The following is a 25,526-nucleotide window of genomic DNA, read 5'->3' as shown; positions in this document are numbered from 1 at the left end:
CCGGGGTCAGCCGGGCGCGTCGCTCACGTCGGTGGCGATGACGCGGGCACCCTCCCGGACGAGGGCCGCTGCCTCGGCGGCGCCCCGGCCGCGGGCCGCGCCCGTGACCACGGTGCAGCCGAAGGGATGCAGGAAGAGCAGCGCGCCGCTCTCCTCGGCCCGGGACCAGAAGGGCTCGTACGCCGGGTCGGAGAGGTCCCGCCCGGGGGCGTGGCTGGAGATCTCCACTCCGGCCAGCCCCTGTTCCAGGGCGTGGTCCAGGGCGCGGACCAGCAGGTCCGGGTGCTGGAGCGGGACGAGTCCGAGTCCGCGCAGCCGGTCCGGGGCGGCCGAACAGTGCGCGGCCGTCGCCTCGTTCGCGATCCGGCAGACCTTCCCGGCCGTCTCCTCGTCCGCCCAGTAGTGGGAGTGCGAGGGGGAGGGGCTGACCAGCTGCACGTCCACGCCCTGGGCGTCCATCGCGGCGAGGCGTACGGCCACGTCGGTCAGCCGGGGGACGCGGTCGCGGACCATGGGGCCGCTCACCGCCAGGGCGGCGGGGCCGTTGCGCCGGGCGTCGAGCTCCCGGGCCGCGGCGTGGCCGGGCAGCCCGGCCACGAGCGCGTCGACCTCGGGCAGCAGGACGTGCGCGTGCACGTCGACGGTCGGGACGGGGGCGGGGCCGCCGGCCGGGACGGGCGCGGACGTCACGTCCCCACGAGGGGTGGTGCCGGTCACGGCAGTTCCCTGAGCATGGTCATGATCCGGCCCATCAGGCCGGGCAGGTCGGCGTCGCGCACCCCGTCCAGCTGCCACCGCCCGATCTGCACGGACGCCTCGACGACCGGACGCACCCGGGCGATCCGCCGCTCGTGGTACGCCTGGAACAGCGCGTCGTCCCAGGTGTCCGAGCCGGTCAGCAACCGTGCGAGGACCCAGGCGTCCTCCAGGGACAGCGCCGCGCCCTGGGCGAGCGTGGGCGGGCAGCAGTGCGCGGCGTCGCCCACCAGGACGACCCGGCCGCGGTGCCAGGAGCCCTCGACCAGCAGCCGGTCGAACCAGGTGTAGTTGACCTTCGCCGGGTCGGTGATGTGCCGGGTGATCTCCGGCCAGAAACCGCCGTACGCCGAGGCCAGGCGCCGCATCTCGTCGGCGTACGACCCGGCCGGTATCGAGGCGCGGTCGCGGTGGGCCTCGACGACGTAGGCGTACAGGGTGCTCTCGCCGGTGGGGCAGTAGCCGGCGATGTAGGCCGGGCCGCCGTAGGTGAGGTCGGTGCGGACCACGCCGGCCGGGCGGGGGGCGGCGACGCGCCAGATGGCCATGCCGGTGGGCTCGGGCCTGTCGGTGACGCCGATCGCGGCGCGGGTGGCGGAGCCGAGGCCGTCGGCGGCGATCACCAGGTCGTAGCGGGTCTCGGTGCCGTCGCCGAGGCGGACGAGGACACCCTCGGCGTCCTGGTCCAGGATCTCGGCGGTGGTGCCGAGCCGGACCGACGCGCCGCTCGCGCGCACGGCGTCGATGAGGATCCGCTGGAGCCGGGGGCGCTGCATGCCCACGGTGGCGGGCAGGTCGTCGCCCCCGGTGCGGATGTCGCGGGCGACGTGCAGGACGGTGCCGTCGGGGGCGGTGATGCCGACGGAGCCGAAGCCGAAGCCGGACGCCTGCACCCGCTCCCACACGCCGAGTTCGCGCAGCACCCGCAGGGCGTTGCCCTGGAGGGTGATGCCGGAGCCGGCGGTGGCGTTCCAGTCGTCCCTGGCCTCGACCAGGTCCACGGCGATGCCGGCCCGACGCAGCAGGATCGTCACGGCGTTGCCGGCCGCGCCGCCGCCGACGACGAGGACCGTGCGGGCTTGGTTCATGGGAACTCCCTTGTTCCTCGCGTTACTTGACGGCGATCGGGTTGACGGGGGAGCCGACGGCGCCGGTGATGGGCAGCGGCGCGGCGGTGAGCCAGAACGCGTGGACACCGTCGTCGGCGCAGTCCGCCGCGAGGGCGTCGAGGTCCCACATCTCGCCGATCAGCAGGCCCACGTGGGGGATCACGACCTGGTGCAATGGCTGGAAGGCGTGCGCGAACTCGTTCGGGCGGACCTCGAAGCCCCAGGTGTCGGTGGCGATCGCGGCGATCTCGCTGCCGTGCAGCCAGCCGGCCGTGGTGAACGACAGGCCGGGCGCGGGACCGCCGGCGTAGTCGCCCCAGCCGTCGCGTCGGGCCCGCGCGAGCTGCCCGGTGCGGACGAGCACGATGTCGCCGCGTCCGACGGCCACCCCGTGCGCGTCGGCGGTCGCGGTGAGGTGCTCCTCGGTGATCGCGAAACCGTCGGGCAGTCCGCCGTCGTCGCCGACGACCCGGCCGACGTCCAGGAGCACCCCGCGCCCGGCGACGTGCGGCGCCATGTGCTCGATGCCGGTGACGAGGTCGCCGTCGGAGGTGACGACCTTCTCGGCCGCGCGCCCGTTCCAGGCCCTGCCGTGGTCGAAGATGTGCCCCAGCCCGTCCCACTGGGTGGAGCACTGGAGCGGCATCGCGATCACGTCGTCGGCGCCGCCGATGCCGTGCGGGAAGCCCTGGTTGCCGAGGGCGGCGTCGGTGCCGGTGTCCAGCATGGTGTGCACCGGGTTGGTGCGCCGCCGCCGGCCCTTCTGCGGGCCGTTCATGTCGAAGCGCTGGGAGAGCGAGAAGCTCACGCCCCGCCGCACGAGCGCGGCGCCCTCGCGGCGCTTGGCCGCGTCGAGGAAGTTCAGCGTACCGAGCACGTCGTCCTCGCCCCAGCGCCCCCAGTTGGAACACGCCTTCGCGGCCTCGGCGATCGCGCCCTCGGGATCGTCGCGGTTCACGCGGCGCCCTCCGCGACACAACGGGTGCGCTGCGCGCCGAGCCCGGTGACCGTCCCCTCCATCACGTCGCCGTCGCGCAGCAGCCGGCCCCGGTGCATGCCGTTCCCGGCCGGGGACCCGGTCAGCACCAGGTCGCCGGGGAGCAGCCGGGCGCTCTGGGAGGCGTACGACACCATCCGGGCCACGTCGAAGATCATGTCCGCGGTGGACTCGTCCTGCATCGTCTCGCCGTTCAGCTTCAGCGTGACCCGCAGGTCTCCGGTGTCCGCGATCGACTCGGCGGGCACGATCCAGGGGCCGAGCGGAGTGAAGCCGGGGGCGTTCTTGCTGCGCAGCCAGTCGGTGCCGATCTGCGGCATGTCGCGGCGGAAGACCGTGGCGCGGTCGGTGAGGTCGTTGGCGATCGTGTACCCGGCGACGTGCTCCAGGGCCTCCGCCACGGACACCCGGTGGGCGGGCCGGCCGATCACGGCCGCCAACTCCAGTTCCCAGTCCGGCTTCTCGGCCCACGCCGGCAGGACGACGTCGTCGTACGGGCCGGTGACGGCGCTCGGCAGGCCGAGGAACACGTACGGCAGGTCCTCGGCCGCCCGCCGGTCCATGATCTCCGCGGCCTCGGCGCGCCGCTCCTCCTCGGGCCGGTCGTCCCCCGGCGCCCGGTGGGCGACGTGCAGGTCGATCACGTGCTGCCGGTAGTTCGCCCCCGACTGGAACACCTGCCGCGGCTCGACGGGGGCGTGCACGCGGAAGTCCGCCAGCGGCCCGCGGGTGACGCCGTCCTGCCCGGCCAGCGCCCGCAGCCGCGGCAGGATGGCCTCCCAGTCCTCCAGCAGACCGCGGACGTCCGGCGGACCGTCGCCGAGGGCGGAGCGCAGGTCGACCACCCGGGCGTCCGCGGTGACGAGCGCGGGGAAGGCCGGCCCGTCCGGGGCCGACAGCGTGGCGAGGGCGAACGGTCCGGCGAAGAGCGCGGAGACGGGTTCGGGTGTCACGGACGTGTCCTCCTGGTTGCGGTGCGACTAATCTGGACCCGCCCCTCGCGATCAGGGAAATTGATTCTGTGGATGGCTGGCATCCATGCGGTGAATTCACGCTGCTCGGGGCCGTCCGATCGCCGCCGTCCGCGTACTGGAACCGCCGTACGAGGCCGTGCCCCTCCAGGAGGCCCTGTGGTGGCACCCGGTGCACACGCACGACGCGGCCCACATCTGGCTGCGGGAGACGGCCGCGCGGGTCGGCAGGCGTCTCGCGGGCGTCGCGGAGGAGCGGATCCCGTCCTGACGGGCGGGGCGGGGCGGGTCGGCGATCGGGTCGGGTCGGTGGCGGGGCCGGGGTGCCGGCCGGGCCGGCCGGGGCGCGGCGCGGTCTCCCGGACGAGGCGCCCGCCCCGCCGGGTCTCCCCGGACGAGGCGCCCGCCCCGCCGGGTCTCCCCGGACGTGGCGCCCGTCCCACCGGATCCGCCGGGTATCCACGCGATGGATCGAGGGCATCCGAAAAACCGGATCACGCCTGGTCCGGGCAGGCCGCCTCCCGGAACGCATATCGGCCGGACCACTCCTTCCCGGGAAGGTGCCCCGCCCCGGGAAGGAGTGGTCCGCCCCGGGACGGCGATGCGAGGCGCGCGCGGCCCGGCCGTTTCGCCGCCCGTGGACGGGCCTGTCGGCCGCCGGAGTGAAGGGGCGGGCCATCGCGGGGCAGGGGGAGCGCGCGGGGGAGGCATAGGTCCGGGGTGCCGGCCGGGCGGGGCGCCCGGCACCCCGGACGCGGCACGACGAGGAGTGGAGAACCCATGGGACACGGCGGAGACGTCATCCAGGAACTGACCGCTGACCATCGCGAGGTGGACGCCCTCTTCGCGCGGATCGAAGCGCTGCCGCCGGCCGACCCCGGGCGACGCGAACTCGCGGACCGGATCACCGTGGAACTGGTCCGCCACTCGGTGACCGAGGAGCAGCACCTGTACCCGACGGTGCGCCGGTACGTCGACGACGGAGACGACCTCGCCGACGAGGAGATCGCCGAGCACGGCGAGGTCGAGCGCATGCTGGGGGAACTGGAGGACTGCCGGCCCGGCGACGGACGCTTCGACGAACTGGTCACGGGGCTCAGGCGTTCCGTCAGGGCGCACGCCGACGACGAGGAGAACCGGCTGTTCCCCCTGCTGGCCGAGGTCTGCTCCGCCGCCGCGCTGGAGGACCTCGGCGAGAGGGTCCGCTCGGCCAGGGAGCACGCTCCCGTCCACCCGCACCCGTCCGCGCCGGACACCCCGCCCGCGAACGGGAGCCTCGCGCCCGGCACCGGCATGGTCGACCGCCTGCGCGACCTGCTCACCGGGCGCGGAAGGCAGGAGTGAACGGACGCGGGCCGCCGGACGGCGCCCCCCCGTCGGAGCGCCGGTCGTGCGGGAGCGCCCCCGGCCCGCCGAATTCCCCCGGTGAGGAAACCGGCGGGTCCCGCCGAAAGGATTTCGTCGGGGATCCTTTCTCCGGCCGGCCCGGCCGTCACTCCGGTGGGTCTGTGCACGAGAGCCGGAAGGATTCCGGCGGTAGCCTGGTGAGAGAAGCCGGTCGCCGTTTCACTCGTGTGTTTGTGCCAGTCGCATGCTCGCAGAGAACGATGTTGCGGGCGCGAAGCTTGTTCTCCAGGTTGTGCTGGAGCAGCCGCGTCGTTAACCGGCCGGATATTCGCACGGTGCGAATGTCCAACCCAGCCCCTGTAAGGAGCAGCAATGACTCAGGGAACCGTCAAGTGGTTCAACGCCGAAAAGGGCTTCGGCTTCATCGCCCAGGCCGACGGCGGTCCGGACGTCTTCGTGCACTACTCGGAGATCGACAGCTCCGGCTTCCGCAGCCTGGAGGAGAACCAGCAGGTGGAATTCGACATCGTGCAGGGCCCCAAGGGGCCGCAGGCTTCGCGCGTACGTCCCCTGTGACCCCGTCCACCACCTCCGCGGCCCGCGCCTGCCGCCGCTGACGTGAGGGGAAAGGGCCGGCGCCTTCCCGGCGCCGGCCCTTTCCCGTATCCCCCGTCTTTCCCGTGTCTCCCCCCCGGCCGCGCCGCTTTCCCGTGTCCGCGCCGTCGGAACGGCGTGCCCGCGTTCCCGGGGAAACAGTGGGACAGTGGAGTGCATGTGCGGTCGCTATGTCTCCACCCGAAGTCCCGAGGACCTCGCCGAGCACTTCCACGTCGCCGACCTCCCGGTCACCGAGTCGCTCGCGCCGAGCTGGAACGTCGCCCCGACCGACGACGTGTGGGCCGTCCTCGAACGCGCGCCGCGCGGCGAGGACGATGCCGCGCCGGCGCGGCGCGAGCTGCGGCCGCTGCGCTGGGGCCTGGTGCCGTCGTGGGCGAAGGACGTCAGGATCGGCGCGCGGATGATCAACGCCAGGGTCGAGACCCTGCACGAGAAGCCCGCCTTCCGCCGCGCCTTCACCCGGCGCCGCTGCCTGCTGCCCGCGGACGGCTTCTACGAGTGGCAGCAGGTCAAGGCCGAGGACACGGGCCGCACCCGCAAGCAGCCGTACTTCATCCACCCCGAGGACGGCCGGGTCATGGCCTTCGCCGGCCTGTACGAGTACTGGCGCGATCCGCAGGTGCGGCAGGACGACGACCCCGCCGCCTGGCTGCTGACCTGCACCGTCATCACCACCGACGCCACGGACGAGGCCGGCCGGGTGCACCCCCGCATGCCGCTCGCCCTCACCGAGGACCGCTACGACGCCTGGCTCGACCCCGCCCGCCGGGACCCCGACGAGCTGCGCGCCCTGCTCGGCCGCCCCGCGGACGGGCACCTCGAGGCGCGGCCCGTGTCACCGGCAGTCAACAACGCCCGCACCGACGGACCGCACCTCCTCGACCCGGTCACGCCGTAGAGCGCGCCGGCGCCGCCGCGGCGCGCTCCCGCCCCGCGCCGCGAAGCCCCGGGAACCTCAGAGGCCTCCCACCACCTTGCGCGCCCTGATCCTCACGACGACGCGTTCGGCGTCGTCGACCGAGGCCGGGTTGAAGTCCGCGTACCGCTTGCCGGTGTACTTGACCGACAGCTCGTCGATCAGTTCACGGGCGCCGTCGGTGGTCATCTCGGCGGTGCCGCGGACCTCGGCGTACGTGTACGGCGAGTCGGCGGGCTGCACGACGAAGGTGACCCGGGGGTCGCGGACGAGGTTCTTGTACTTCCGGCGGTCGACGGTCGTGGAGAACAGCACGTCGTCACCGTCCCGCTTCACCCACACCGGTGACACCTGCGGGCTGCCGTCGGGCTGGATCGTGGCGACGGTGATGAAGACGGGCGAGTCGAGGAGGGACTTGAGGCTGTCGGACAGTTCGGCGGGCATGGTGACCTCTCTGCTGATGTCGGGGCGGCCCCTGGACGGCGGGACCGTACGCGTACCCGACAGATACTGCGTCAACGCCGGGACCGGCCCGGGCATTCGCGCACCGCGCGAGTCGTCGCGGGCCGCGTCCGTCCTCACGGCCGTCGCCCTCGGCGCCGTCTAGGACGGCTTCCAGAGGGTCAGCTCGGTGGTGTAGTCGGGGATGTTCTCGACCCGCGTCTCCACCTCGGTGATCCTCAGCATCGCCAGGTTGCCGTCCGTGGTGACCGTGCACAGGACGGTGCCCTCGGGCAGCAGCGCCAGCAGGTCCTTCTTGCCGGTGATCGTGGCCGGCAGGGCGTTGGTGTCGGCCGCCGCGGCGCACTGCTCCGCGGTCGCGCCCTCGCTGATGCCGGTCGTGGTGAGGAAACTCAGCGTGGAGGAGCCGCCGAACTCGTTGTACGTCAGCTCGATGCCGTCGGGTGCCGCACTGCCGCCCTCGGCGTAGGTCTTCGGCAGGTCGAGGTCCACGTGGGTGTAGGCCAGGGGACTGGGCGCGCGGAGGGTGAGCGGCTTGTTCTCGAAAAGCGGCGTGTAACCGCCGCCCGCCGACGCGCTCGACGAGGCGGAGGCGGAGGCGGACGCCGGGGCGTCGGTGGGAAGGCCGTCCCCGGCCGGCGCGGACGCCGACGCGGAGGTGGCGGCGGCCGGTGACACCGGCCCGGACGGGGTGGCCCGGGCGGTGTTCCCCGCCGCGGCCCCGTCCTTGCCGTCCGGCTCGTCGCCGCCGGCCAGCCCCCAGGCGGCGCCGGCCACCACGATCGCGGCGAGCGCGGCGGCGCCCAGCACCAGCGGCGTACGCCTGCGCGCCGCGGGAGCGGCTTGCGCGGCGCTCGGCGGTGCCGGCGGAGGGACGTAGGTGGGGGAGTAGGCGGCGGACGCGGGCATCGGATCCGGCGCGGGCGTGGCCGCCGCCCGCGCCCGCCGGGCGATCTCGGCCGCCGTCGGCTCCGGAAGCCAGCCGGTGAAGTCGCGGGCGGGACGGCCGGACGCCTGCGCGCACAGCTCGGCGAGTTCGGCGGGCGCGGGCCGGGCCGCCGGATCGGGGGCGAGGCAGCGCTCCAGGAGCGGGCGCAGGCCGTCGGGGTAGCCGGAGAGGTCGGGCCGCCGCTGCTCGGTGGCGGCGATGCGGGTGGCCAGGGTGATAGCGCCGCCGTCGCCGTACGGATGGCGGCCCGTCGCCGCCACCGCCGCGATCAGGCCGAGGGAGAACACATCGGTGGCCGGGGTGAGTCCGGCCCCGCCGATCTGCTCGGGGGACATGTACTGCGGGGTGCCGATGAGACCACCGCTGCGAGTGAGTTGAGTGGCGTCGGTCGCCCGCGCGATGCCGAAGTCGATCACCCAGGGGCCCTCCGCGCCCAGCAGGATGTTGCTGGGCTTGAGGTCCCGGTGGATCACCCCGGCCGCGTGCACGGCCCGCAGCGCCTCGGCGACGCAGCCGGTGAGCTGGAGGGCCGCGGGCAGCGGCAGCGGTCCGTACGCGGTCAGGGCCTCGTCCAGCGGCAGCCCGGGGACGTAGGCCGTGGCGAGCCAGGGCAGGGCGCCCGTGGTGTCGTGGTCGACGACCGGAACCACGTGGTAGCCCTGCACCCGGCGGGCCGCGGTGACCTCCTGCTGGAAGCGGCGGCGGAACTCCGGGTCCTGCGCGAACTCCCGGCGGATCACCTTCAGGGCCACGGGCTGGTTGCCCCGGGTGCGCGAGAGGTAGACGGCGCCCATGCCCCCTTCGCCGATCTTGGCGAGCAGTCGGTACCCCCCGACGTCTCGCGGATCCTCGGGACTCAGCGGCGTATGAATCGCATTCACGCTCAGAGCGTGCCCCATCGGACGATCACGTGTCCGGAAAACCGGGCAATCGCCTTACGGGCCGGGCGACTTGTGCCGAGGTCCGGTGGAGCGGCCGGTCCGCGGGCGGGTCGGGCCGGAGGATCGCACCGTCGGGCCGGCCGGCCGTAGGCTCCCCGCATGCAGCAATCCGAGATCATGCAGCGCGTCATCGGCATCCTCACCGAGGCCCTCGAGATGAAGCGGCAGGTCCGCGAGAACCCCGACGCCGACGTCGTCCTCTCCGGGGCCGTCTCCGCGCTCCTCGCGGAGACGCTGCCGCGGATCAGCCTCCCGAGGGACGCGACCGCGCAGGAGACCATGGAGATCATCACGGCGGCGCTCGGGCCCGCCATCCTGACGCTGGCCAACTGCTTCTCCTACGCCTTCGTGCACCTCGCCGAGGTGCACGACGAGAGCGGGCCCGCCGTCCCGACCGCCGACGTGCTGCGCTCCCTCTCGCTCCGGTTCGCGCAGCACGACGAGGCCTGACGCGGCCGCGCGCCCCGGCCGCGGGGTGCGCGGCCGGGGCGACGCGCCCTCGTCAGGCGCCCGCGCCGAGGTCGAAGACGATGCGGGCCTTGACCTCGCCGCGCAGCACCTCGTCGATGGAGTCGTTGACGGAGGCGAGGGGGCGGGTCTCGTAGATGACCTCGGTGCGTCCGGCGGCGTGCAGCCGGAAGACCTCGGCGAGGTCCTGGCGGGTGCCGACGATGGAGCCGATCACCGAGGTGCCGTTGAGGACGGTGTCGAAGATCGGCACCCGGACCGTGCCGTGGGCCGGCAGGGCCACCATGACCAGCTTGCCGCCGCGCCGCAGCCCGGCGTTGACGGCTTCGAAGGCCGCGTCGTTCACCGCGAGCGCGATGGCCGCGTGGGCGCCGCCGTGCCGCTTGAGCACCTCGCCGACGTTCTCCACCCGGGCGTCGATGACGATGTCGGCGCCGAGTTCCCGGGCGAGCTGGAGCTTGTCGTCGGTGACGTCGATCGCGGCGACGGTGGCACCGGCGATCTTGGCGTACTGCACGGCCAGGTGGCCGAGCCCGCCGACGCCGGAGACGGCGACGAGCTGGGCGGGCCTGACGTCGGCCACCTTGAGCGCCTTGTAGGTGGTCACGCCCGCGCAGGTCAGCGGCGCGGCCTCCAGGGCGGTGATGCCCTCGGGCACCGGCTGGGCGAAGTCGGCCCAGGCCAGCATCTTCTCCGCGTAGCCGCCGTCGCAGCCGTAGCCGGTGTTGACCTGCTGCTCGCACAGGGTCTCCCAGCCCGACAGGCAGTGCTCGCACCGTCCGCAGGCCCTGCCCAGCCAGGGCACGGCGACCCGCTGCCCGACGGACAGGTGGGTGACGCCCTCGCCGAGCTTCTCGACCAGGCCGACGCCCTCGTGGCCGGGCACGAACGGCGGGCTGGGCTTGACCGGCCAGTCACCGTGCGCGGCGTGGATGTCGGTGTGGCACAGTCCGGACGCCTCCACCCGGACCCGGACCTGGCCCGGACCGGGCTCGGGGTCCGGACGGTCCTCGATGACCAGGGGCTCACCGAACGCGCGAACGACCGCTGCCTTCATGGCTTCTTCTCCTCTGTGCGTGCTGTACGTGCTGTGCGTGCCGCTGTCCGGGCTGTCCGCACGGACGGGCCGGACGGGCGATGCGTCGTGGGCCGTGCCGCGTCAGGGATGCGCGACGACGGCGACGGGGGCGGTGGCGTGGTGCAGGACGGCGTGCGTGACCGGGCCGATGTGCGCGCCCAGCGGGCTGCGGCGGATCCGGCGGCCCACGACGACGAGGGAGGCCTCGCGGGCGGCGTCCAGTACGCGGTCGGCCGCGCTGCCCAGGCGGGAGATCTCGACGACCTCGACGTCCGGGTACTTCGTGCGCCAGGGGCCCAGCACCTCGGCCAGGGCGTCGGCCTCCTGCCGGCCGAGCTCGGCACCGACCTCGGGCGCGGCGGGCAGGCTGTAGACGTAGTACGGCGCCAGCGTCCACGCGTGCACCACGTGCAGGGCGGTGCCGCGCCGGCCGGCCTCCTCGAAGGCGAACTCCAGGACGGCGTCGTCGGGCTTGGCCACGTCCAGGCCGAGCACGACCGGGCGGTACGGGGCCTCCGCGTCGGCGGCCCGCTCCCCGGCCCGGACCAGCACCACCGGGACATCGGCGTGCGCGACGGCCGCCAGGCCCACCGAGCCGACCAGGAACCCGCCGAACCCGCCGAGGGCGCGGGAGCCCAGGACGAGCAGCTCGGCATCCCGTGCGGCGTCCGCCAGCACGTCGCCGGGCGTGCCGGTCAGCTGCCGCTGCGTGATCTCGACGCCGGGGTGCCGCAGCCGCAGGCCCTCGGCCGTCTCCCGCGGGATGCGTTCGCTCCAGTGCGCCTGCGTCTCGGCGCCGAGCAGCGGGGCCTGGGCCATCGGCTCCGGCACCGGCTGCCACACGTGGACCAGCGTCAGCGGCAGGCCGCGCAACCGCGCCTCGCGTGCCGCCCATTCCGCGGCGGCGCCGCTCTCGGTCGATCCGTCGATACCCGCGACAACAGTGCGGACCATGATGCTCTGCCTCCTGAACTGGGCTTCTGCGCCCATCATGCGGGAGCGGCGGCCACCTGGAGCAGGGGCCGCAGGTCCCCGGCGCGTGCCGACCGGCCCTATCGTCCCGGTCGTCCCGGCCCGGGCGCCGTGGCCGGACGACCGCTCCGGCCGCACCGCCCGGACCGGGGCCGAACGGCCCGCCGCCGGTCCCCTCCGGCCCAAGCCCCGCCCCGGCCGCCGACGGGAGGCTGGTACGGCGTCCGGGGAGCACCGGACGGGGACGACCCATCGGGGAGGACGACGGACATGACCGTACGCGTGGGCATCAACGGTTTCGGCCGCATCGGACGCAACTACCTGCGGTGCGTGCTGCAACGCGCCGCGGCGGACGGCGCGGCACCCGTGGAGGTGGTGGCCGTCAACGACGTCACGTCGCCGGCGGCGCTGGCCCATCTGCTGACCTACGACTCGACGTACGGCCGCCTCGGGCGTCCCGTCGGGCACGACGACACCTCGCTGACCGTCGACGGCCACCGCGTGGCCGTGAGCGCCGAGCGCGACCCGGCCGCCCTCGCCTGGGGGGACCTCGGCGTCGACGTCGTCATCGAGTCGACCGGCCGCTTCCGCACCCGCGAGCAGGCGGGCCGGCACCTGTCGGCCGGCGCGCGCAAGGTGCTGCTGTCCGTACCGGGCAAGGACGTCGACGCCACCGTCGTCATGGGGGTCAACGAGGGCACGTACGACGCGCGACGGCACCACGTGGTCTCCAACGCCTCGTGCACCACCAACTGCGTGGCCCCGATGGTGAAGGTGCTCGACGAGCACTTCGGCGTCGTCAAGGGGCTGATGACCACCATCCACGGCTACACCAACGACCAGGTGGTCCTCGACGGCCCGCACAAGGACCTGCGCCGCGGCCGCAGCGCCGCCGTGAACATCATCCCCACCAGCACCGGGGCCGCCCGCGCGGTCGGCCTGGTCCTGCCCGAGCTGGCCGGCACCCTCGACGGCAGCGCCGTGCGCGTCCCGGTCGAGGACGGCTCCCTCACCGACCTGACCATGGTCCTCGAACGCCCCGTGACCGCGGACGAGGTCAACGCCGCCTACCGGGAGGCCGCCGCCGGACCGCTCAAGGGCGTCCTGCGGGTCTCCGACGCCCCGATCGTCTCCCGGGACGTCGTCGGCGACCCGGCCTCCTGCGTCCTGGACGCCCCGTTGACCCAGGCGCACGGCGACCTGGTGAAGGTCTTCGGCTGGTACGACAACGAGTGGGGCTACACCAACCGGTTGCTCGACCTCACCGAGTACGTCGCCGCCCGCCTGGACCGCGGCTGACGATCACCCCGCGGGGCCTCCCACCACGACGAAACGATCCCGTATCCTCCTGTGGCGTCGACCGCTACCGTTGCGGGCGCAGGGAAACGGTGCCACGGCCGGTCACCGGCGGAGAGCGGGAGGAGAACGGGTGGGAAGCCCCGAGGGGGAGCAGGCGCGGATGCGGCTGCCCCAGTTGCGCCTGGACGAACTCCTGGAGGAGCTGCAGGCCCGCCTGGACGCGGCCCGCGGCACCCGGGACCGCGTCCACAGCCTGCTGGAGGCAGTGCTCTCGGTGGGCCGCGAACTGGACCTCGAGCAGGCCCTGCACAGCATCGTCGAGGCCGCCGCGGCCCTCGTCGACGCCGAGTACGCCGCACTGGGCGTGATCGGCCCGGACGGGCGCCGGCTGTCGGCGTTCCACACGGTCGGGGTCGGCGAGGAGCAGATCGCGCGCATCGGCCCGTACCCCGAAGGCCACGGCATCCTCGGAGAGCTGATCCGCCACCCCGAGCCCCTGCGGCTGGCGAAACTCTCCGAACATTCCGCCTCGTACGGCTTCCCGGCGAACCACCCGCCGATGAACACCTTCCTCGGCGTCCCCATCCGGGTGCGCGAACAGGTCTTCGGCAACCTGTACCTGACCGAGAAGCGCGGCGGGCTGCAGTTCGACGAGGAGGACGAGGCCGTGCTGTCGACGCTCGCCGTCGCGGCCGGCGTCGCCATCGACAACGCCCGGCTGTACGAGGAGTCCCGGCTGCGCGAGCGCTGGCTCCAGGCCAACGCCGAGATCACCCACCGGCTGATGTCCGGCGGCGAGCAGGGCGACGTCCTCGCCCTCATCGCCGAACAGGCACGGGAGATCACCGGTGCGGCACTCGCCGTGCTGGCGGTCCCGATGCCGGGCACCGGCTCCCTCACCGTGGAACTGGCCATCGGCCTGGAGGCGGAAGCGCACCGGGGCCTCGTCCTGCCCTACGAAGGCAGCCTCATCGGCCAGGCCTTCGCCCAGGACGCGCCGGTGACCAGCGCGGACATCGCCCGTGACGACCGGACCTCGGCGGGCCCCCCGCGGTTCGCGGGACTGGGGCCGGCCGTGGCCGTCCCCATCGGCTCCGGCGAGAGCGCCCGCGGTGTGGTGCTGCTGGTCCGGGAGACGGGCGGCAACGAGTTCACCGAGAAGGAGATGGCGCCGCTGCGGGTCTTCGCCGCCCAGGCCGCCGTCGCCATGGAGCTGGCCGAGCGCCGTCAGGACGCCGAGCAGATCGTGCTGCTCGAGGACCGCGACCGGATCGCACGGGACCTCCACGACCTGGCCATCCAGCGGCTGTTCGCCACCGGCATGACGCTGCAGAGCGCGGGCCGCTTCATCGAGCACTCGGGCGCTTCCGAGCGGGTCCTGCGGGCGGTGGACGACCTCGACGAGACCATCAAGATCATCCGTTCGACGATCTTCGGTCTGCGCACCCGCGACGACGAGGTGGCGCCCGGCCTGCGGGCCCGTGCGGTCCGCGTGGTCGGAGAGGCCGCGCCCGTCCTCGGTTTCGCGCCCAGCGTCCGCATGGAGGGACTGCTCGACACCCACGTGCCCAAGGACACCGCCGACCACATCGTGGCCGTCCTGTCCGAGTCCCTGACCAACATCGCCCGGCACGCCGGCGCCGACCGCGCCGAGGTCGTGCTGGAGACCGACGGCAAGGAGGTCCGCCTCACGGTCGCCGACAACGGGGTGGGCATCCCGGCGGAAGGCCGCCGCAGCGGCCTCGTCAACATGGCGGAACGGGCCAGGAAGCTCGGCGGGGACATGGAGCACGCCGACCGGGAGGGCGGCGGCACCGAGCTCGTGTGGCACGCCCCGGTGCGGGACACGGAGAGGCCGGCGGCCGGCTGACCACGACCCGGCGGCGGAACCGCGCACGGCCGCGCGCACGGCTCCGCCGCCCCGTCCTCACCGACCTGTCGGCCCGTCCTCACCGCCACCCGGGCCCTCCGCGCCGTCCCGGCGGTCCGCCCGCGCCGTCCCGGCGGATCACAGCGGTCCGCGCGTGACGTCCACGGCCTCCCACGCCGTGCGGCGCGGTGAGGCCGGTCCGTCGGGGCCGTACCCGAGCCGGACCACCATCTGCGTGTGGCCGCGTCGTTCGTCGCCGACCGACCCCGACTGCGCGCGCAGGTCCGGCCATTCGAGAGCCTGGTGCAGCAACGAGGCCCGGGCGCCGTGGGCGGTGGCCAGCAGCAGGACGTGCTCCAGGGCCTGACCGGCGCGCAGCCAGTCCGCCCGCCGGTCGTGCGCCGTGGACAGCAGGGCGATCCGCGGACGCGTCTCGTACGGGCGGGCCGTGAGGACGGCCGGGTGCCGGTGGGCGCCGAAGTCCCGCATCGGCACCTGGTCGAGGAAGTCCTGGAGGCCCAGGACCCCCGTCCGCATGCCCACCGTCGAGGGGTCCGCGGCCCGCACCCAGTGCCGGCTCTCGGCCGCCCGGTCGGGGTCCGCCGTGTTGCGGCGTTCCGCCTCCCTCGTCAGCCGCAGCACGTGGCCGGTCTCCTGCGGTCCGGGGAAGCGCAGGAGGGCCCCCTCGGTCCGGGCCGCCTCGGCGAGCTCGGCCAGGAGGTGCTGCGGCAGGGGCCGGTCGGAAAACGGGAACCGGCTGCTGTGCCGGCGCCACACGGCGTCGTGCAGGTCGGGCGCCGAGGTGGCGCGGGCCGGCCGGGCGAGGCGGACGGCGGCGAGGAGATCCGGCTCGCCGGGACGGGGCAGCAGCCGCGTGACGGGTTCGTGGCCGTGATGGGCGGCCGCCACGCGCAGGTTGAGGACGGCGCAGCCGACCGAGAGGTGCAGGGCGCGGCCCGTGGGGTCGAGGTGGCGCAGGCCCCGCTCCGTGGCGGCCCGGATCTCCACCGTCCGGGTCTCCGGGACGTAACGGAAGTGCCAGGGCTGGGTGTTGTGGACGGAGGGCGCCGCCGCGGCGGCGGCGAACAGCCTCTCCAGGACGGGAACGTCGAGAGTCGTCGTGCTCATCGGTACTCCTTCCCGACCCGCACGTGCCGTGGCCGGTGCCGGTCGTCGTCCTGGCTCAGCGTGGTGCCCGGGGAGCGCGAGGGCCAGGGGCCGAGTGGCCCCCTGCCCGGCTCCGGACGGCCCTGTCCGCGCCGGCCGGCCGCGGCGGACCGGGCCGCGCCCGCCCCTCTTCCGCACCACCGCCGTACCGCCGCCGCGTCACCGTCGTACGACCGCCGCCCGCCTGCCGTACGGCCGCCGCCGAACAGGCCCTTGACCGGGGGACCTTCAGCCCCTCGGCCGTGACCCTTCGGCACTCGGTGGGGAACGGCCCGGCACAGCAGAGTGAGCGGTGTCCGGAACCGACCGGACCTCCGCGAAGGGATCACCGCCATGGCCGTGCACGAGCACGCTCACCGCCACACGGGTCTTCACCTGCCGTCGTTCCGCGGGGGCCGGGCGGGCACGGTGCCCGGGGCCGCCGGGTCGGCACTCGAGCGCACGGACACCGTACGTGCCCGTCTCCTCGGCAGCCTGCGGATCCTGATGGGGTTCGTCTTCCTGTGGGCCTTCCTCGACAAGACCTTCGGTCTCGGCTACGCCACCGGCTCCGGCAAGGGGTGGATCGACGGCGGTTCGCCGACGAAGGGGTTCCTCGGCTCCGTCGCCGTGGGTCCGATGGAGTCCACCTTCCACGACTGGGCCGGCGCGGTCTGGGCGGACTGGCTGTTCATGCTCGGCCTGCTCGGCATCGGCGTCGCCCTGGTCGCGGGCATCGGCCTGCGGCTCGCCGCGGCCGCCGGGACCGTGATGATGGCGCTCATGTGGGTCGCGGAGTGGCCGCCGGCCCAGCACCTCTCCGACGGATCGGCGAGCATGTCGACCAACCCCTTCGCCGACTACCACGTCGTCTACGCCCTCGTCCTGATCGCCCTGGCCGCCGCCTCCGCCGGGGACGCCCTGGGCGCCGGCCGCCGCTGGGCCGCCCTCCCCTTCGTCCGCGACAACGGCTGGCTGCGCTGAGCGCGCCGCACGCGGCGGGCCCCGGACGGGCCCGCCGCAGCAGTGACACCCCCGTCCCGCCCCACCCCCGCGGCCGGTCGGCCCGGCCTCTCACCCAGGAGACGCACACCATGTCCCGCACCGTCGCCGCAGGCACCGTCACCGTAGGCCTCGACGGCTCCCGCGAGAGCCGCGCCGCCGCCGAGTGGGCGGCCGGGGAGGCGCAGCTGCGCGCCCTGCCGCTCAGGCTCGTCCAGGTCTGGGAGCCCCTCCCGGAGCCCATGGCACAGGCCCCCCTCCCCGACGCCGAGACCGGCCGGCACCAGGCCGGGAGGATCCCGCGCGAGACCGCCGGGGAACTGCGCCTGAGCCATCCCGGCCTCGACGTCCGCACCGAACAGCTCCCCGGCGGCCCGGCCGAGGTGCTGTGCCGGGCCGCCGCCGAGGCGGAACTGCTGGTGCTCGGCTCGCGCGGGATGAGCGGGATCGGCGGCTTCCTGGTCGGCTCGGTCGGCCTCGCCGTCGTGGCGCACGCCGAACGGCCGGTCGTCCTGGTCCGCACCCCCGGAACCGCCGACGGGCACGGCACGGGCGACGCGCACGGGCCCGTCGTGCTGGGCCTGGACACCGGCCGGCCGAGCGAGGAGCTGATCGAGTTCGCCCTGACCGAGGCGGCCCGCCGCGGTGCCGCCGTGCGCGTCGTCCACGGCTGGAGCCCGAAGCCCTCCTACGCCTACGCGCTGTCGGTCGACCCCGGCTTCCACGAGACGCTCGCCCAGTACGAGTCCACCGCGCTGAACGAACTGCTCCACCCCTGGCGGGAGAAGTTCCCGGACCTGGAGATCGTGGCCGAGTCCCGCTACGGCAGCCCGGCCGCGCAGCTGGTGGAGGCCTCCCGCGACGCCCGGCTCGTGGTGGTGGGCCGCCGGACCCGCCGCGGACCCGGCGCGCACGTCGGCCACGTCACCCACGCGGTGCTGCACCACTGCACCGCTCCCGTCGCGGTCGTCCCGCACGACTGAGGCGCCCCGGCCGCTCCGAGGGGGACACCCCCCGGAGCGGCCGGGCGCCGCCCCCCCCCCCCCCCCCCCCCCCCCGCCCCCCCGCCGGCCCCCGGGGGGGGCCGGCCCCCCCCCCGGCCCCGGGGGGGGGGCCCCCCCGGGGGGGGCCCCCCCGCCGGCGGGGGGGGCCCCCCCCCGGGGCCCCCCCGGCCGCCGCCCGAAGCGCCTCCCCGGCCCACCGGCGCCCCGGACGGCGGCGGTACCGGACCCCGGCCGGACCCCGGCCGGACCCCGACAGCCCCTGGGCCTCCCGCGTGCGCCGCCCGACGATCGACGCAGCGACAAGCCTCCCCGAGGAGCCCCCGATGACGGACGACCTGCTCAGCCGGCCCGCGGTCCACGCCCTGCTCGCGGACGGCACCACCGTGCGCATCCGGCCCGTGCTGCCGGGCGACCACGACCAGCTGGAGGGGCTCTACCAGGAGGTGGCCGCGGAACGCCCGCGCCGCGGGGAACCGGCGGGGCGCGACCGGTCCGCCGGGACGGCCGCCGACCTGGCCTGCGCCCCCGCGCGGCCCGGCCACCGCGCGCTGCTGGCCGAGGCGCAGGGCAACGTCCTCGGGCTCGCGCGGTACGACACCGACGGCGCGCCCGACGCCGCGGACCTCTTCGTCGCCGTCGCCGCGGGCCTGCACGACCGGGGCGTGGGCACCCTCCTCGTCGAACACCTCGTCTCGGCGGCCCGGTCGGACGGCGTCACCACCTTCACGGCGGACGCGCTCGGCGAGGACCCGGAGGCCCTGCGCCTCCTCGCCGGCCTCGGCCTGCGCGTCGAGCGCCGCCCGGCGGGACCGGACGTCCGCCGCACCGTCGCACCGGACGAGGACGACGCCCACCCGTCCGCCGTCGAGACCCGGGGCCGGGTCGCGGGCGCCGCCGGCCTGGAACCGCTGCTGCGGCCCGGTGCCGTCGCCGTCGTCGGCGCCGGACGGGTCCCCGGTTCCGTGGGGCGGGCCCTGCTGCACCACCTCCACGTGGGCGGTTTCACGGGGCGCCTGTTCGCGGTCGACCCCGGCGCCACCTCGCTGCTCGGCGTGCCGTCGTACCCGGCCGTCGACTCCCTGCCCACGACACCCGACCTCGTGGTGATCGCCGGGCCCGCGGCCTCGGTGCCGGTCGTGGCGGAGCAGTGCGGCAGGGCCGGCGTACGGGCCCTGGTCGTCGTGACGGCGGGGCTCGACGACGAGCAGGGCCGGGCCCTGCTGGCGGTCTGCCGCACGTACGGCATGAGGCTGGTGGGCCCGGACTGCCTCGGCGTCTCGAACACCGAGCCGCGCCTGTGCCTGGACGCCACCTTCGCCGCCGGCCGTCCGCTGCCGGGGACCGCCGGGGTCGCCGTGCAGTCGGGAGGCGTCGGCATCGCGCTGCTGGAAGGCCTGTCCCGGCTCGGCATCGGCGTCTCCACCTTCGCCTCGCTCGGCGACGCGTACGACGTCGGCGGCAACGACCTGCTCCAGTGGTGGGAGAGCGACGGCCGCACCGACCTCGCCGTGCTGCCCCTGGAGTCCTTCGGCGATCCACGGGCCTTCTCCCGCACCGCCCGGCGCGTCACGCGCCGCATGCCGGTGCTGACCGTCGACGCCGGCCGTACCGAGGCCGGCCGCAGGGCCGCCGCCGCGCACACCGCCGCGGCCACCCGCACCCCGGCCCGCCGGGCCCTCTTCACCCAGGCGGGCGTCACCGCCACCCGGTCGATCGGCGAACTCCTCGAAACCACCGCCCTGTTCCACACGCAGCCGCTGCCCGCCGGCACCCGCGTCGCCGTTCTCACCAACGCCGGCGTGGCGGGCGTCCTGGCCGCCGACGCCTGCGCCGAGGCAGGACTCGTCCTGCCCCGGTTCGGCACGCGGCTCGTCGACGACCTGCGCGATCTCCTGCCGGCCGGCGCCACCGTGGGCAATCCGGTGGACGCCACGGCGGCCGTCACCGAGGCCGGACTGCGCGCGTGCCTGGAGCGGCTCGTGCGGGACCCGGCGGTCGACGCCCTGCTGGTGGCACTCGTCCCCACCGCGGTCACCGAGGCCACCGGCGACGACCTGCTGCGCGCCGTCACCCGGGGACCGGGACGGCGGGAGCGGCCGGTCGCCGTCGTGCGCCTGGACCAGGCGGCGCCCGTCACGCTGCTGCCCGCCGCCGGCGACGGCGTCCCCTCGTACGCGGAACCCCGGGCGGCGGCGCGCGCCCTGGCCCACGCCGCCCGGCGCGCGGCCTGGCTGCGCCGGCCGGCGGACACCGTCGCGGCCCCGGACGGAATCGACACCGAACGCGCCCACGAGATCGCCGCGGCCCACCTCACCACCCACCCGGACGGCGGCCGGCTCGACCCCCGCACCTGCGCCGACCTGCTGTCCTGCTACGGCATCCCCCTGGCGCGGTGGGCCTGGGCCGAGACCGAGGACGACGCCGTCCTCGCCGCCGGCCGGCGGCGAGGCGTCGACGGCCGGGTCGTCATGAAGGCCTACGGGACCGGTCCGTTCCACGAGAGCGAACAGCACGCCGTCCACCTCGACCCGCGGGACGAGGCCCGGGTGCGGGCCGCCTTCCGCGACCTGGAGACGCGCTGCGCCGAACCGATGACCGGCGTGGTCGTGCGGCCCCTCGCCGAACGCGGCACCGAACTGTTCGCCGGCGTCGTCCAGGACGACGTCTTCGGGCCGCTCGTCCTGTTCGGCCCCGGCGGCACCGCCACCGAGGTACCGGCCGACCGGGCCGCCCGGCTCGCCCCGCTCACCGACCACGACGTGCACGACCTGATCACCTCCCCGCGCTGCGCCCCGCTCCTGTCCGGCGCGCACGGCGACGGCCCCGCCGACCTCGAGGGCCTGCGACAGCTCCTGGCGCGGCTCTCCCGGCTGGCCGGCGACCTGCCCCAGCTCGCCGAGGCCGAACTCGCCCCGGTCCTCGCGGCCCCCGGCCCGGTCTCCGTGCTCGACGCGCGGATCCGGCTGCTGCCGCGCCGGGCCCACGACCCCCTGCCGCGCCGGCTCCGCTGAGGAGGCGGGATCCCCTGCGGATCTCCCCGCGGCCCGGCGCGGAGATCCATCGGGAGGTGATCGAGGAGATACTGGTGGAGGCACCGCGGCCCGTACCCGGGAGCGCCGGCGTCTTCGTGACGGAAGGCGTGGTCACCCCGGACGGCCGCCGGGAACGCGGGAACGGGACCGGGACCGGGACCGCCGTGACCGTGGTCGTGGCCCGCCGGACGGACGGACGTCGTCGGCGCGGCCGACGGATCCACCCGCCGGACGGACGGCACCAGGCTCCGGCCCGGCACCCGGATCCCGCACGACGCGGCCGGCGAACGGCCGCGACGCAGCTGGCAGACGCAGCTGGGAGACGCATCTGAGAGGAGGCGGATCGCCATGCCGGACAACGTGCTGGTCGCCTACGCGACGAAGAACGGCTCGACGGCGCAGATCGCGGAGGCGGTCGCGGAGGTCCTTCGCAAGGAAGGGCTCGGGGCCGAGGCACGGCCCGCCGGGTCCGTGACGGACGTGGCGCTCTACGACGCCGTGGTGGTCGGCGGCGGACTGTACGCCGGACGCTGGCACAAGGACGCCCGCCGCTTCGTACGACGCCACCGCCGGGCCCTGACCGGGCGACCGGTGTGGTTCTTCAGCAGCGGGCCGCTGGACGCCTCGGCCGCCGAGCGGGACATCCCGCCCGTGCCCGGCGTCCGGCGTGCCATGGACAGGCTCGACGTCGTCGAGCACGTCACCTTCGGCGGGCGGCTGGAGGAGGGGGCGAAGGGACGCATCGCCCGCATGATCGTCCGGTCCGGGAAGGGCGGCGACTTCCGTGACTTCGCCGCGATCGACGCGTGGTCGGCGGGCGTCGCCAAGGCCCTGCGCGACCGCGGGAGCCCGTAGGGAACGGGCCGGCGGCCCCTCGGTGCCCGTCACCGTGACGGGCACGGAGGGCGTGCCGCGCAGCCGGCCCGCACCCGCGCGTGCGGGCCGTCCGCGCCCCGGTCGCCTTCCGGACCCGCACCCGCGCGTGCGGGGCGGCCCGTAGGCGTACCGGCCGGCCCGTCGTCCCGTCACGCCGCGCCGGGACGCGGGGGGACGGGGCGCGGCGCGGCGGGGCCCGGCCGGAGCAGGCGGTCGGTGAACCAGTCCAGGCCGAGCGCCGTCGCGGTGGCCAGGGCGCCCGGCTCGGTGAAGGCGTGCGTGGCACCGGGGACCACGGCGATGCGGTGCTCGCAGCGCATCCAGTCGGCCGCCACCCGGCTGCGGCCGAGCACCCGCGTGTCGAGCCCGCCGACGACGAGGAGCGTCGGGGCCTCGACCGCGGCGAGCGCGGCCGGTCCGGCCAGGTCCGGGCGGCCGCCGCGGGACACGACCGCGCGGATGTCGTCGCCCGCGGCGGCCTCCAGAGCGGCGGCCGCACCCGTGCCCGTGCCGAAGTAGGCCACCGGCAGGGGGATCTCGCGGCGGAGCCACCGGGAGGCGGCGCGCAGGCGCCGGGCCAGCAGGACGACGTCGTGGACGTCGTGCGGGGTGCGCTCCTCCTCGGCGAGCAGGTCGAGGAGGAGGGCGCCGAGGTGCCGTCCCCGCAGGGCGTCGGCGAAGCGCTGTTCCCGCGGGCCGTGAGGGCCGGAGCCGCGCACCAGGACCACCACCGCCCAGGGGGCGGCGGGCAGCGAGAGCCGCCCGCTCAGCCGCACCGGTCCGGCGGGCACCTCGACCTCGCCCCGCGGCCCGGACCCGCCCGGTACGGCGGCCCCCTCGCGCGCGGTCCGGCGGCGGGCGCCCGCGGAGCCGGCCGGGTGCGCGGGCCCGTCGGCGCGGAGGCCGTCCCGGGCGGGGCGGCGCGGCCGTTCCGGCGTACCCGCCGCACCGGCGGAGGCGGGCGCCGCGGCCCGGCCGGTGTCCGTGACACGGACCGCCCGGCGGGTGCCGTCCCCGGGGCTGCCGGCGGTCGGCGCCCCGACGGCCGCCGCCCCGGCCGCCGCGGTGGCACGGCCCGGCCGCCACGGGGAGCGGTCCGGACGGCCGGGCCGTACCCGGTGCTCCGTCCCGTGGCCGACGGGGCCGACGGGGCCGACGGGGCCGACCGTCCCGCGGTCCGGACCCGGACCCGGACCCGGTCCGTGGGACGCCTCAGGAGCGCTCGCCGTCGGCGGGCGCGGGGGAGTGTCCGGGCGTCCGGTGGTCTCGTGGCGCATACGCCACCTCCCGGGGAGCGGCGGCGGTCGGCCGCCTCGATGGTCGTCGCAGCACGCGCGCGGGACCCTCGGGCGGGGTCCCGCAAGGGGCCGGGCGGTGGCCGCCGCCGGTCATCCGGTCCGCTGGGTCCACCGCGGGCCGATCAGCTCCCACTCCGCGTCCCACCGGGCCAGCCGGCCCTGGTCGAGCCGCCACCGTGCGAGAGCGCCGGCGCCCAGCGCGGCGCCGGCCACGGCCAGCGCGGCCCCGGCGCCGAAGAAGGCCGCCTCGACGGTGCCTTCGGCGGCGCCCGTCGGCTGCGGAGTGAGCGTGCCGCGGTCGTTCTGCCAGACCGTGATCTCCGCGCCGGCCTCGGTGCCCCTGCTCACCGGCGTCCGCCCGGTCCGCGAGGTGCCGTCCGGAGCCGTCCAGCGCACCTCGGCCCTCATCCGGTAGGCGTTGCCGACGTCCGTCGTGGCGCGCGGCACGTCGGCGAGCACGACGGCCGTGACGGGGTGCCGTTCGGCACGCTCGCGGGCGGACGCCTGGACGGCGGCGTGGGCCGTCACGAACCCGGCGAGGGTCCCGCCGACGAGCACGACCGTCCACAGCACCAGCATGATCCACGCCTCGACGACGTCCTCGTGACGCCGCAGCGGATCGTCCCGCCTCCGCCACGGCATTCCCACTCCCCAGCTGCCGCGCATCGCCGGCACCTCCTCGCCCGTCCTCGTCCTTCTTCGACGGTGACAGCGGAACCGGGCACGGGGCAGGGGCCGAGAGGGCGGTTCCCCCGGGCCGAACGGACCTGCCCGGGCCTCGCCGGGAGGCCGTTGGACCCTGTGCCGCACACCGCCCGCGGGCGGTGTGCGGCCTCGACGGTCCGGTCGGCTCCGCCTCCCGGACCGTCCGGCCCAAGCGGATTCCGGGACCATGGGACAGGCTGGAGGTGTCGGGGGAGAGAAACCGCAGTGCGCGGGAGCCGGGCTCCGCCCGCCGACGGCGGCGCGGGGATCCGGCTCCCGCCCCGGAGCGAGAACCCGAGAGGTGCGGCATGAAAGGCTATGTGTTCCACGGTCCCGGACAGTCCGCCTGGGAAGAGGTACCGGACCCCGGCATCAGGGAGGCCACGGACGTCATCGTCCGGGTCGACGCCGTCACCATCTGCGGCACGGACCTGCACATCCTCAAGGGCGACGTGCCCGAGGTGCGCCCCGGCACGGTGCTGGGCCACGAGGCCGTCGGCGAGGTCGTCGAGGCCGGCGGCGACGTGCGTACGGTGCGGCCGGGCGACCGGGTCCTGGTCTCCTGCATCAGCGCCTGCGGGCGGTGCCGTTACTGCCGCGAGGCCGTGTACGGCCAGTGCCGGGGCGGCGGGGGCTGGATCCTCGGCCACCTGATCGACGGGACCCAGGCCGAGTACGTCCGGGTCCCGTACGCCGACCTCTCCGTGTACCCGCTGCCGGGCGCGGTGGCCGGCGAGGACGCCGTGCTGCTGGCCGACATCTTCCCGACCTCCTACGAGGTGGGCGTGCTCAACGGCCGGGTCCGTCCCGGAGACACCGTCGTCGTCGTGGGGGCCGGCCCCGTCGGACTGGCGGCCGTCGCCACCGCCCGGCTGTTCTCACCCGAGCGGATCGTCGCCGTGGACGTGGCGGCGTCCCGCCTGGAGGCCGCCCGCAAACTCGGGGCGGAGACCGTCGCGGACGCCCGGGAGGCCCCCGAGCAACTGGTCGCCGACCTCACCGACGGCCTGGGCGCCGACGTCGTCATCGAGGCGGTCGGCGTGCCGGAGACCTTCGAGATGTGCACCCGCATGGTGCGGCCCGGCGGCCGGGTCGCCAACGTCGGCGTCCACGGCAGGCCGGCGACGCTGCACCTGGAAGAACTGTGGATCAAGAACGTGACCATCACCACGGGCCTGGTCGACACGCACTCCACGCCCACCCTGCTGCGGATGGCGGCCGCCGGCCGGCTGCCCACCTCCCAGCTGGTCACCCACACCTTCCCGCTCGACAGCATGCAGGAGGCGTACGACGTCTTCGGCAACGCCGCCGAGACCGGTGCGCTCAAGGTCGTGCTCGGCGGACAGCGGCACGACTCCGTGGCCGTGCGGACGTAGCGGCGGTGAGGTGAGCGCGGTCCCCGGCGGCCCCCTCCGCGCGGGCGTGCGGAGGACCGGACGGCGCGGCGGGAGGGGCCGTCCGGCGTGCCGCCGGGTTCCTCCGGCCCCTTCCGGATCCGGACGTGCTGCACCTGCCGGACGACGCCGGGGCGGCCGTGGCCGGCTACGCCTTCGCGGCGGCGCGGCGGCCCGTCCGGACGGCAGCGGTGGGGGGGGGGGGGGGGCGCCGCCCCCCCCCCCCCCGCCCCCCCCCCGCCCCCCCCCCGCGCCCCCGCGGCGCCCGCACCCCCGGGCCCCCCCGACCCCCGCCCCCGCCCACGCCCGCCCGCGC

The 25,526-nt window shown here is 75.8% G+C and carries 22 protein-coding genes and 2 pseudogenes; 13 read left to right on the top strand and 11 right to left on the bottom strand.

What is annotated here, in order from left to right:
- Positions 1-108 precede the first annotated feature (108 nt).
- The 4 genes and pseudogenes from ACF09K_RS17190 to ACF09K_RS17175 all read right to left on the bottom strand — a co-directional run.
- Positions 109-690, bottom strand: a pseudogene (locus ACF09K_RS17190) (amidohydrolase family protein); the annotation flags it as partial.
- A gap of 23 nt (positions 691-713) precedes the next feature.
- Positions 714-1,844, bottom strand: a complete 1,131-nt coding sequence (locus ACF09K_RS17185) for an FAD-dependent oxidoreductase (RefSeq protein WP_392244343.1) — start codon at positions 1,842-1,844, stop codon at positions 714-716.
- Between the two features lie 22 nt (positions 1,845-1,866).
- Positions 1,867-2,823: a cyclase family protein gene (locus ACF09K_RS17180; protein WP_392244342.1), complete on the bottom strand. Its 957-nt coding sequence runs from the start codon at positions 2,821-2,823 to the stop codon at positions 1,867-1,869.
- Positions 2,820-3,815: a fumarylacetoacetate hydrolase family protein gene (locus tag ACF09K_RS17175; RefSeq protein ID WP_392244340.1), complete on the bottom strand. Its 996-nt coding sequence runs from the start codon at positions 3,813-3,815 to the stop codon at positions 2,820-2,822. The genes ACF09K_RS17180 and ACF09K_RS17175 overlap by 4 nt, the downstream gene beginning before the upstream one ends.
- A 115-nt stretch (positions 3,816-3,930) precedes the next feature.
- On the opposite strand from ACF09K_RS17175, the pseudogene ACF09K_RS17170 reads away from it, so the two are divergent.
- The 4 genes and pseudogenes from ACF09K_RS17170 to ACF09K_RS17155 all read left to right on the top strand — a co-directional run.
- A pseudogene (locus ACF09K_RS17170) lies at positions 3,931-4,104 on the top strand (LysR family transcriptional regulator); the annotation flags it as partial.
- A 509-nt stretch (positions 4,105-4,613) separates the two neighbouring features.
- Complete coding sequence (locus tag ACF09K_RS17165) at positions 4,614-5,177, top strand: hemerythrin domain-containing protein (RefSeq protein WP_392244339.1); 564 nt, start codon at positions 4,614-4,616, stop codon at positions 5,175-5,177.
- 375 nt (positions 5,178-5,552) lie between these two features.
- Positions 5,553-5,756, top strand: coding sequence for a cold-shock protein (locus ACF09K_RS17160; RefSeq protein WP_073491490.1), 204 nt, complete (start codon positions 5,553-5,555; stop codon positions 5,754-5,756).
- A 196-nt stretch (positions 5,757-5,952) separates the two neighbouring features.
- Positions 5,953-6,696: an SOS response-associated peptidase gene (locus ACF09K_RS17155; RefSeq protein ID WP_392244338.1), complete on the top strand. Its 744-nt coding sequence runs from the start codon at positions 5,953-5,955 to the stop codon at positions 6,694-6,696.
- Between the two features lie 57 nt (positions 6,697-6,753).
- Here ACF09K_RS17155 and ACF09K_RS17150 read toward each other — a convergent pair whose 3' ends face one another.
- Positions 6,754-7,158 (bottom strand): PPOX class F420-dependent oxidoreductase, encoded by a 405-nt coding sequence (locus tag ACF09K_RS17150; protein ID WP_392244336.1) that lies wholly within the window; start codon positions 7,156-7,158, stop codon positions 6,754-6,756.
- Here ACF09K_RS17150 and ACF09K_RS17145 point away from each other — a divergent pair.
- On the top strand, positions 7,157-7,321 hold the full coding sequence (locus tag ACF09K_RS17145) for a hypothetical protein (RefSeq protein WP_392244335.1): 165 nt from the start codon (positions 7,157-7,159) through the stop codon (positions 7,319-7,321). The two genes, ACF09K_RS17150 and ACF09K_RS17145, sit on opposite strands and share 2 nt — an antisense overlap.
- Here ACF09K_RS17145 and ACF09K_RS17140 read toward each other — a convergent pair.
- Positions 7,318-9,006: a serine/threonine-protein kinase gene (locus ACF09K_RS17140; RefSeq protein WP_392244334.1), complete on the bottom strand. Its 1,689-nt coding sequence runs from the start codon at positions 9,004-9,006 to the stop codon at positions 7,318-7,320. The two genes, ACF09K_RS17145 and ACF09K_RS17140, sit on opposite strands and share 4 nt — an antisense overlap.
- Positions 9,007-9,165: 159 nt before the next feature.
- On the opposite strand from ACF09K_RS17140, the gene ACF09K_RS17135 reads away from it, so the two are divergent.
- A complete protein-coding gene (locus ACF09K_RS17135; RefSeq protein WP_392244333.1) occupies positions 9,166-9,516 on the top strand; it encodes a hypothetical protein in 351 nt (116 codons plus the stop codon).
- 52 nt (positions 9,517-9,568) lie between these two features.
- Here the strand turns inward: ACF09K_RS17135 and ACF09K_RS17130 are convergent, their stop codons facing one another.
- Entirely contained in the window at positions 9,569-10,591 is a 1,023-nt protein-coding gene (locus ACF09K_RS17130; RefSeq protein WP_392244331.1) for a zinc-dependent alcohol dehydrogenase, read from the bottom strand.
- 102 nt (positions 10,592-10,693) lie between these two features.
- The gene (locus tag ACF09K_RS17125; protein ID WP_392244329.1) at positions 10,694-11,566 is read right to left on the bottom strand and encodes a universal stress protein; all 873 of its coding nucleotides are present in this window, start codon (positions 11,564-11,566) and stop codon (positions 10,694-10,696) included.
- 288 nt (positions 11,567-11,854) lie between these two features.
- Between ACF09K_RS17125 and gap the strand changes: the two genes are divergently transcribed.
- The gene (gene gap, locus ACF09K_RS17120; protein WP_392244327.1) at positions 11,855-12,883 is read left to right on the top strand and encodes a type I glyceraldehyde-3-phosphate dehydrogenase; all 1,029 of its coding nucleotides are present in this window, start codon (positions 11,855-11,857) and stop codon (positions 12,881-12,883) included.
- A gap of 160 nt (positions 12,884-13,043) precedes the next feature.
- Positions 13,044-14,753: a GAF domain-containing protein gene (locus ACF09K_RS17115; protein WP_392244543.1), complete on the top strand. Its 1,710-nt coding sequence runs from the start codon at positions 13,044-13,046 to the stop codon at positions 14,751-14,753.
- A gap of 138 nt (positions 14,754-14,891) precedes the next feature.
- Here the strand turns inward: ACF09K_RS17115 and ACF09K_RS17110 are convergent, their stop codons facing one another.
- Positions 14,892-15,881: an Acg family FMN-binding oxidoreductase gene (locus ACF09K_RS17110; RefSeq protein ID WP_392244325.1), complete on the bottom strand. Its 990-nt coding sequence runs from the start codon at positions 15,879-15,881 to the stop codon at positions 14,892-14,894.
- 372 nt (positions 15,882-16,253) lie between these two features.
- Between ACF09K_RS17110 and ACF09K_RS17105 the strand changes: the two genes are divergently transcribed.
- The 4 genes from ACF09K_RS17105 to ACF09K_RS17090 all read left to right on the top strand — a co-directional run bounded on the left by ACF09K_RS17105 (position 16,254) and on the right by ACF09K_RS17090 (position 21,792).
- Positions 16,254-16,883 (top strand): hypothetical protein, encoded by a 630-nt coding sequence (locus tag ACF09K_RS17105; RefSeq protein ID WP_392244323.1) that lies wholly within the window; start codon positions 16,254-16,256, stop codon positions 16,881-16,883.
- Positions 16,884-16,993: 110 nt separating this feature from the next.
- Complete coding sequence (locus tag ACF09K_RS17100) at positions 16,994-17,884, top strand: universal stress protein (RefSeq protein ID WP_392244321.1); 891 nt, start codon at positions 16,994-16,996, stop codon at positions 17,882-17,884.
- Positions 17,885-18,228: 344 nt separating this feature from the next.
- Positions 18,229-20,916 (top strand): GNAT family N-acetyltransferase, encoded by a 2,688-nt coding sequence (locus tag ACF09K_RS17095; RefSeq protein ID WP_392244319.1) that lies wholly within the window; start codon positions 18,229-18,231, stop codon positions 20,914-20,916.
- Between the two features lie 369 nt (positions 20,917-21,285).
- Positions 21,286-21,792, top strand: coding sequence for a flavodoxin domain-containing protein (locus ACF09K_RS17090; RefSeq protein ID WP_392244317.1), 507 nt, complete (start codon positions 21,286-21,288; stop codon positions 21,790-21,792).
- A gap of 170 nt (positions 21,793-21,962) precedes the next feature.
- Here the strand turns inward: ACF09K_RS17090 and ACF09K_RS17085 are convergent, their stop codons facing one another.
- Both ACF09K_RS17085 and ACF09K_RS17080 read right to left on the bottom strand, forming a co-directional pair.
- Positions 21,963-22,604 carry a dienelactone hydrolase family protein gene (locus ACF09K_RS17085; RefSeq protein ID WP_392244315.1) on the bottom strand — a complete coding sequence of 214 codons (642 nt, stop codon included), beginning with the start codon at positions 22,602-22,604 and terminating at the stop codon, positions 21,963-21,965.
- Between the two features lie 597 nt (positions 22,605-23,201).
- On the bottom strand, positions 23,202-23,753 hold the full coding sequence (locus ACF09K_RS17080) for a hypothetical protein (protein WP_392244314.1): 552 nt from the start codon (positions 23,751-23,753) through the stop codon (positions 23,202-23,204).
- Between the two features lie 371 nt (positions 23,754-24,124).
- Between ACF09K_RS17080 and ACF09K_RS17075 the strand changes: the two genes are divergently transcribed.
- Entirely contained in the window at positions 24,125-25,192 is a 1,068-nt protein-coding gene (locus ACF09K_RS17075) for a zinc-dependent alcohol dehydrogenase family protein (protein WP_392244312.1), read from the top strand.
- Positions 25,193-25,526 lie beyond the last annotated feature (334 nt).

The sequence above is a fragment of the Streptomyces sp. NPDC014882 genome (assembly GCF_043081325.1).
In the GTDB taxonomy this organism is placed as follows: Bacteria; Actinomycetota; Actinomycetes; order Streptomycetales; family Streptomycetaceae; genus Streptomyces.
This window is presented reverse-complemented; position numbering and strand designations above follow the sequence as displayed.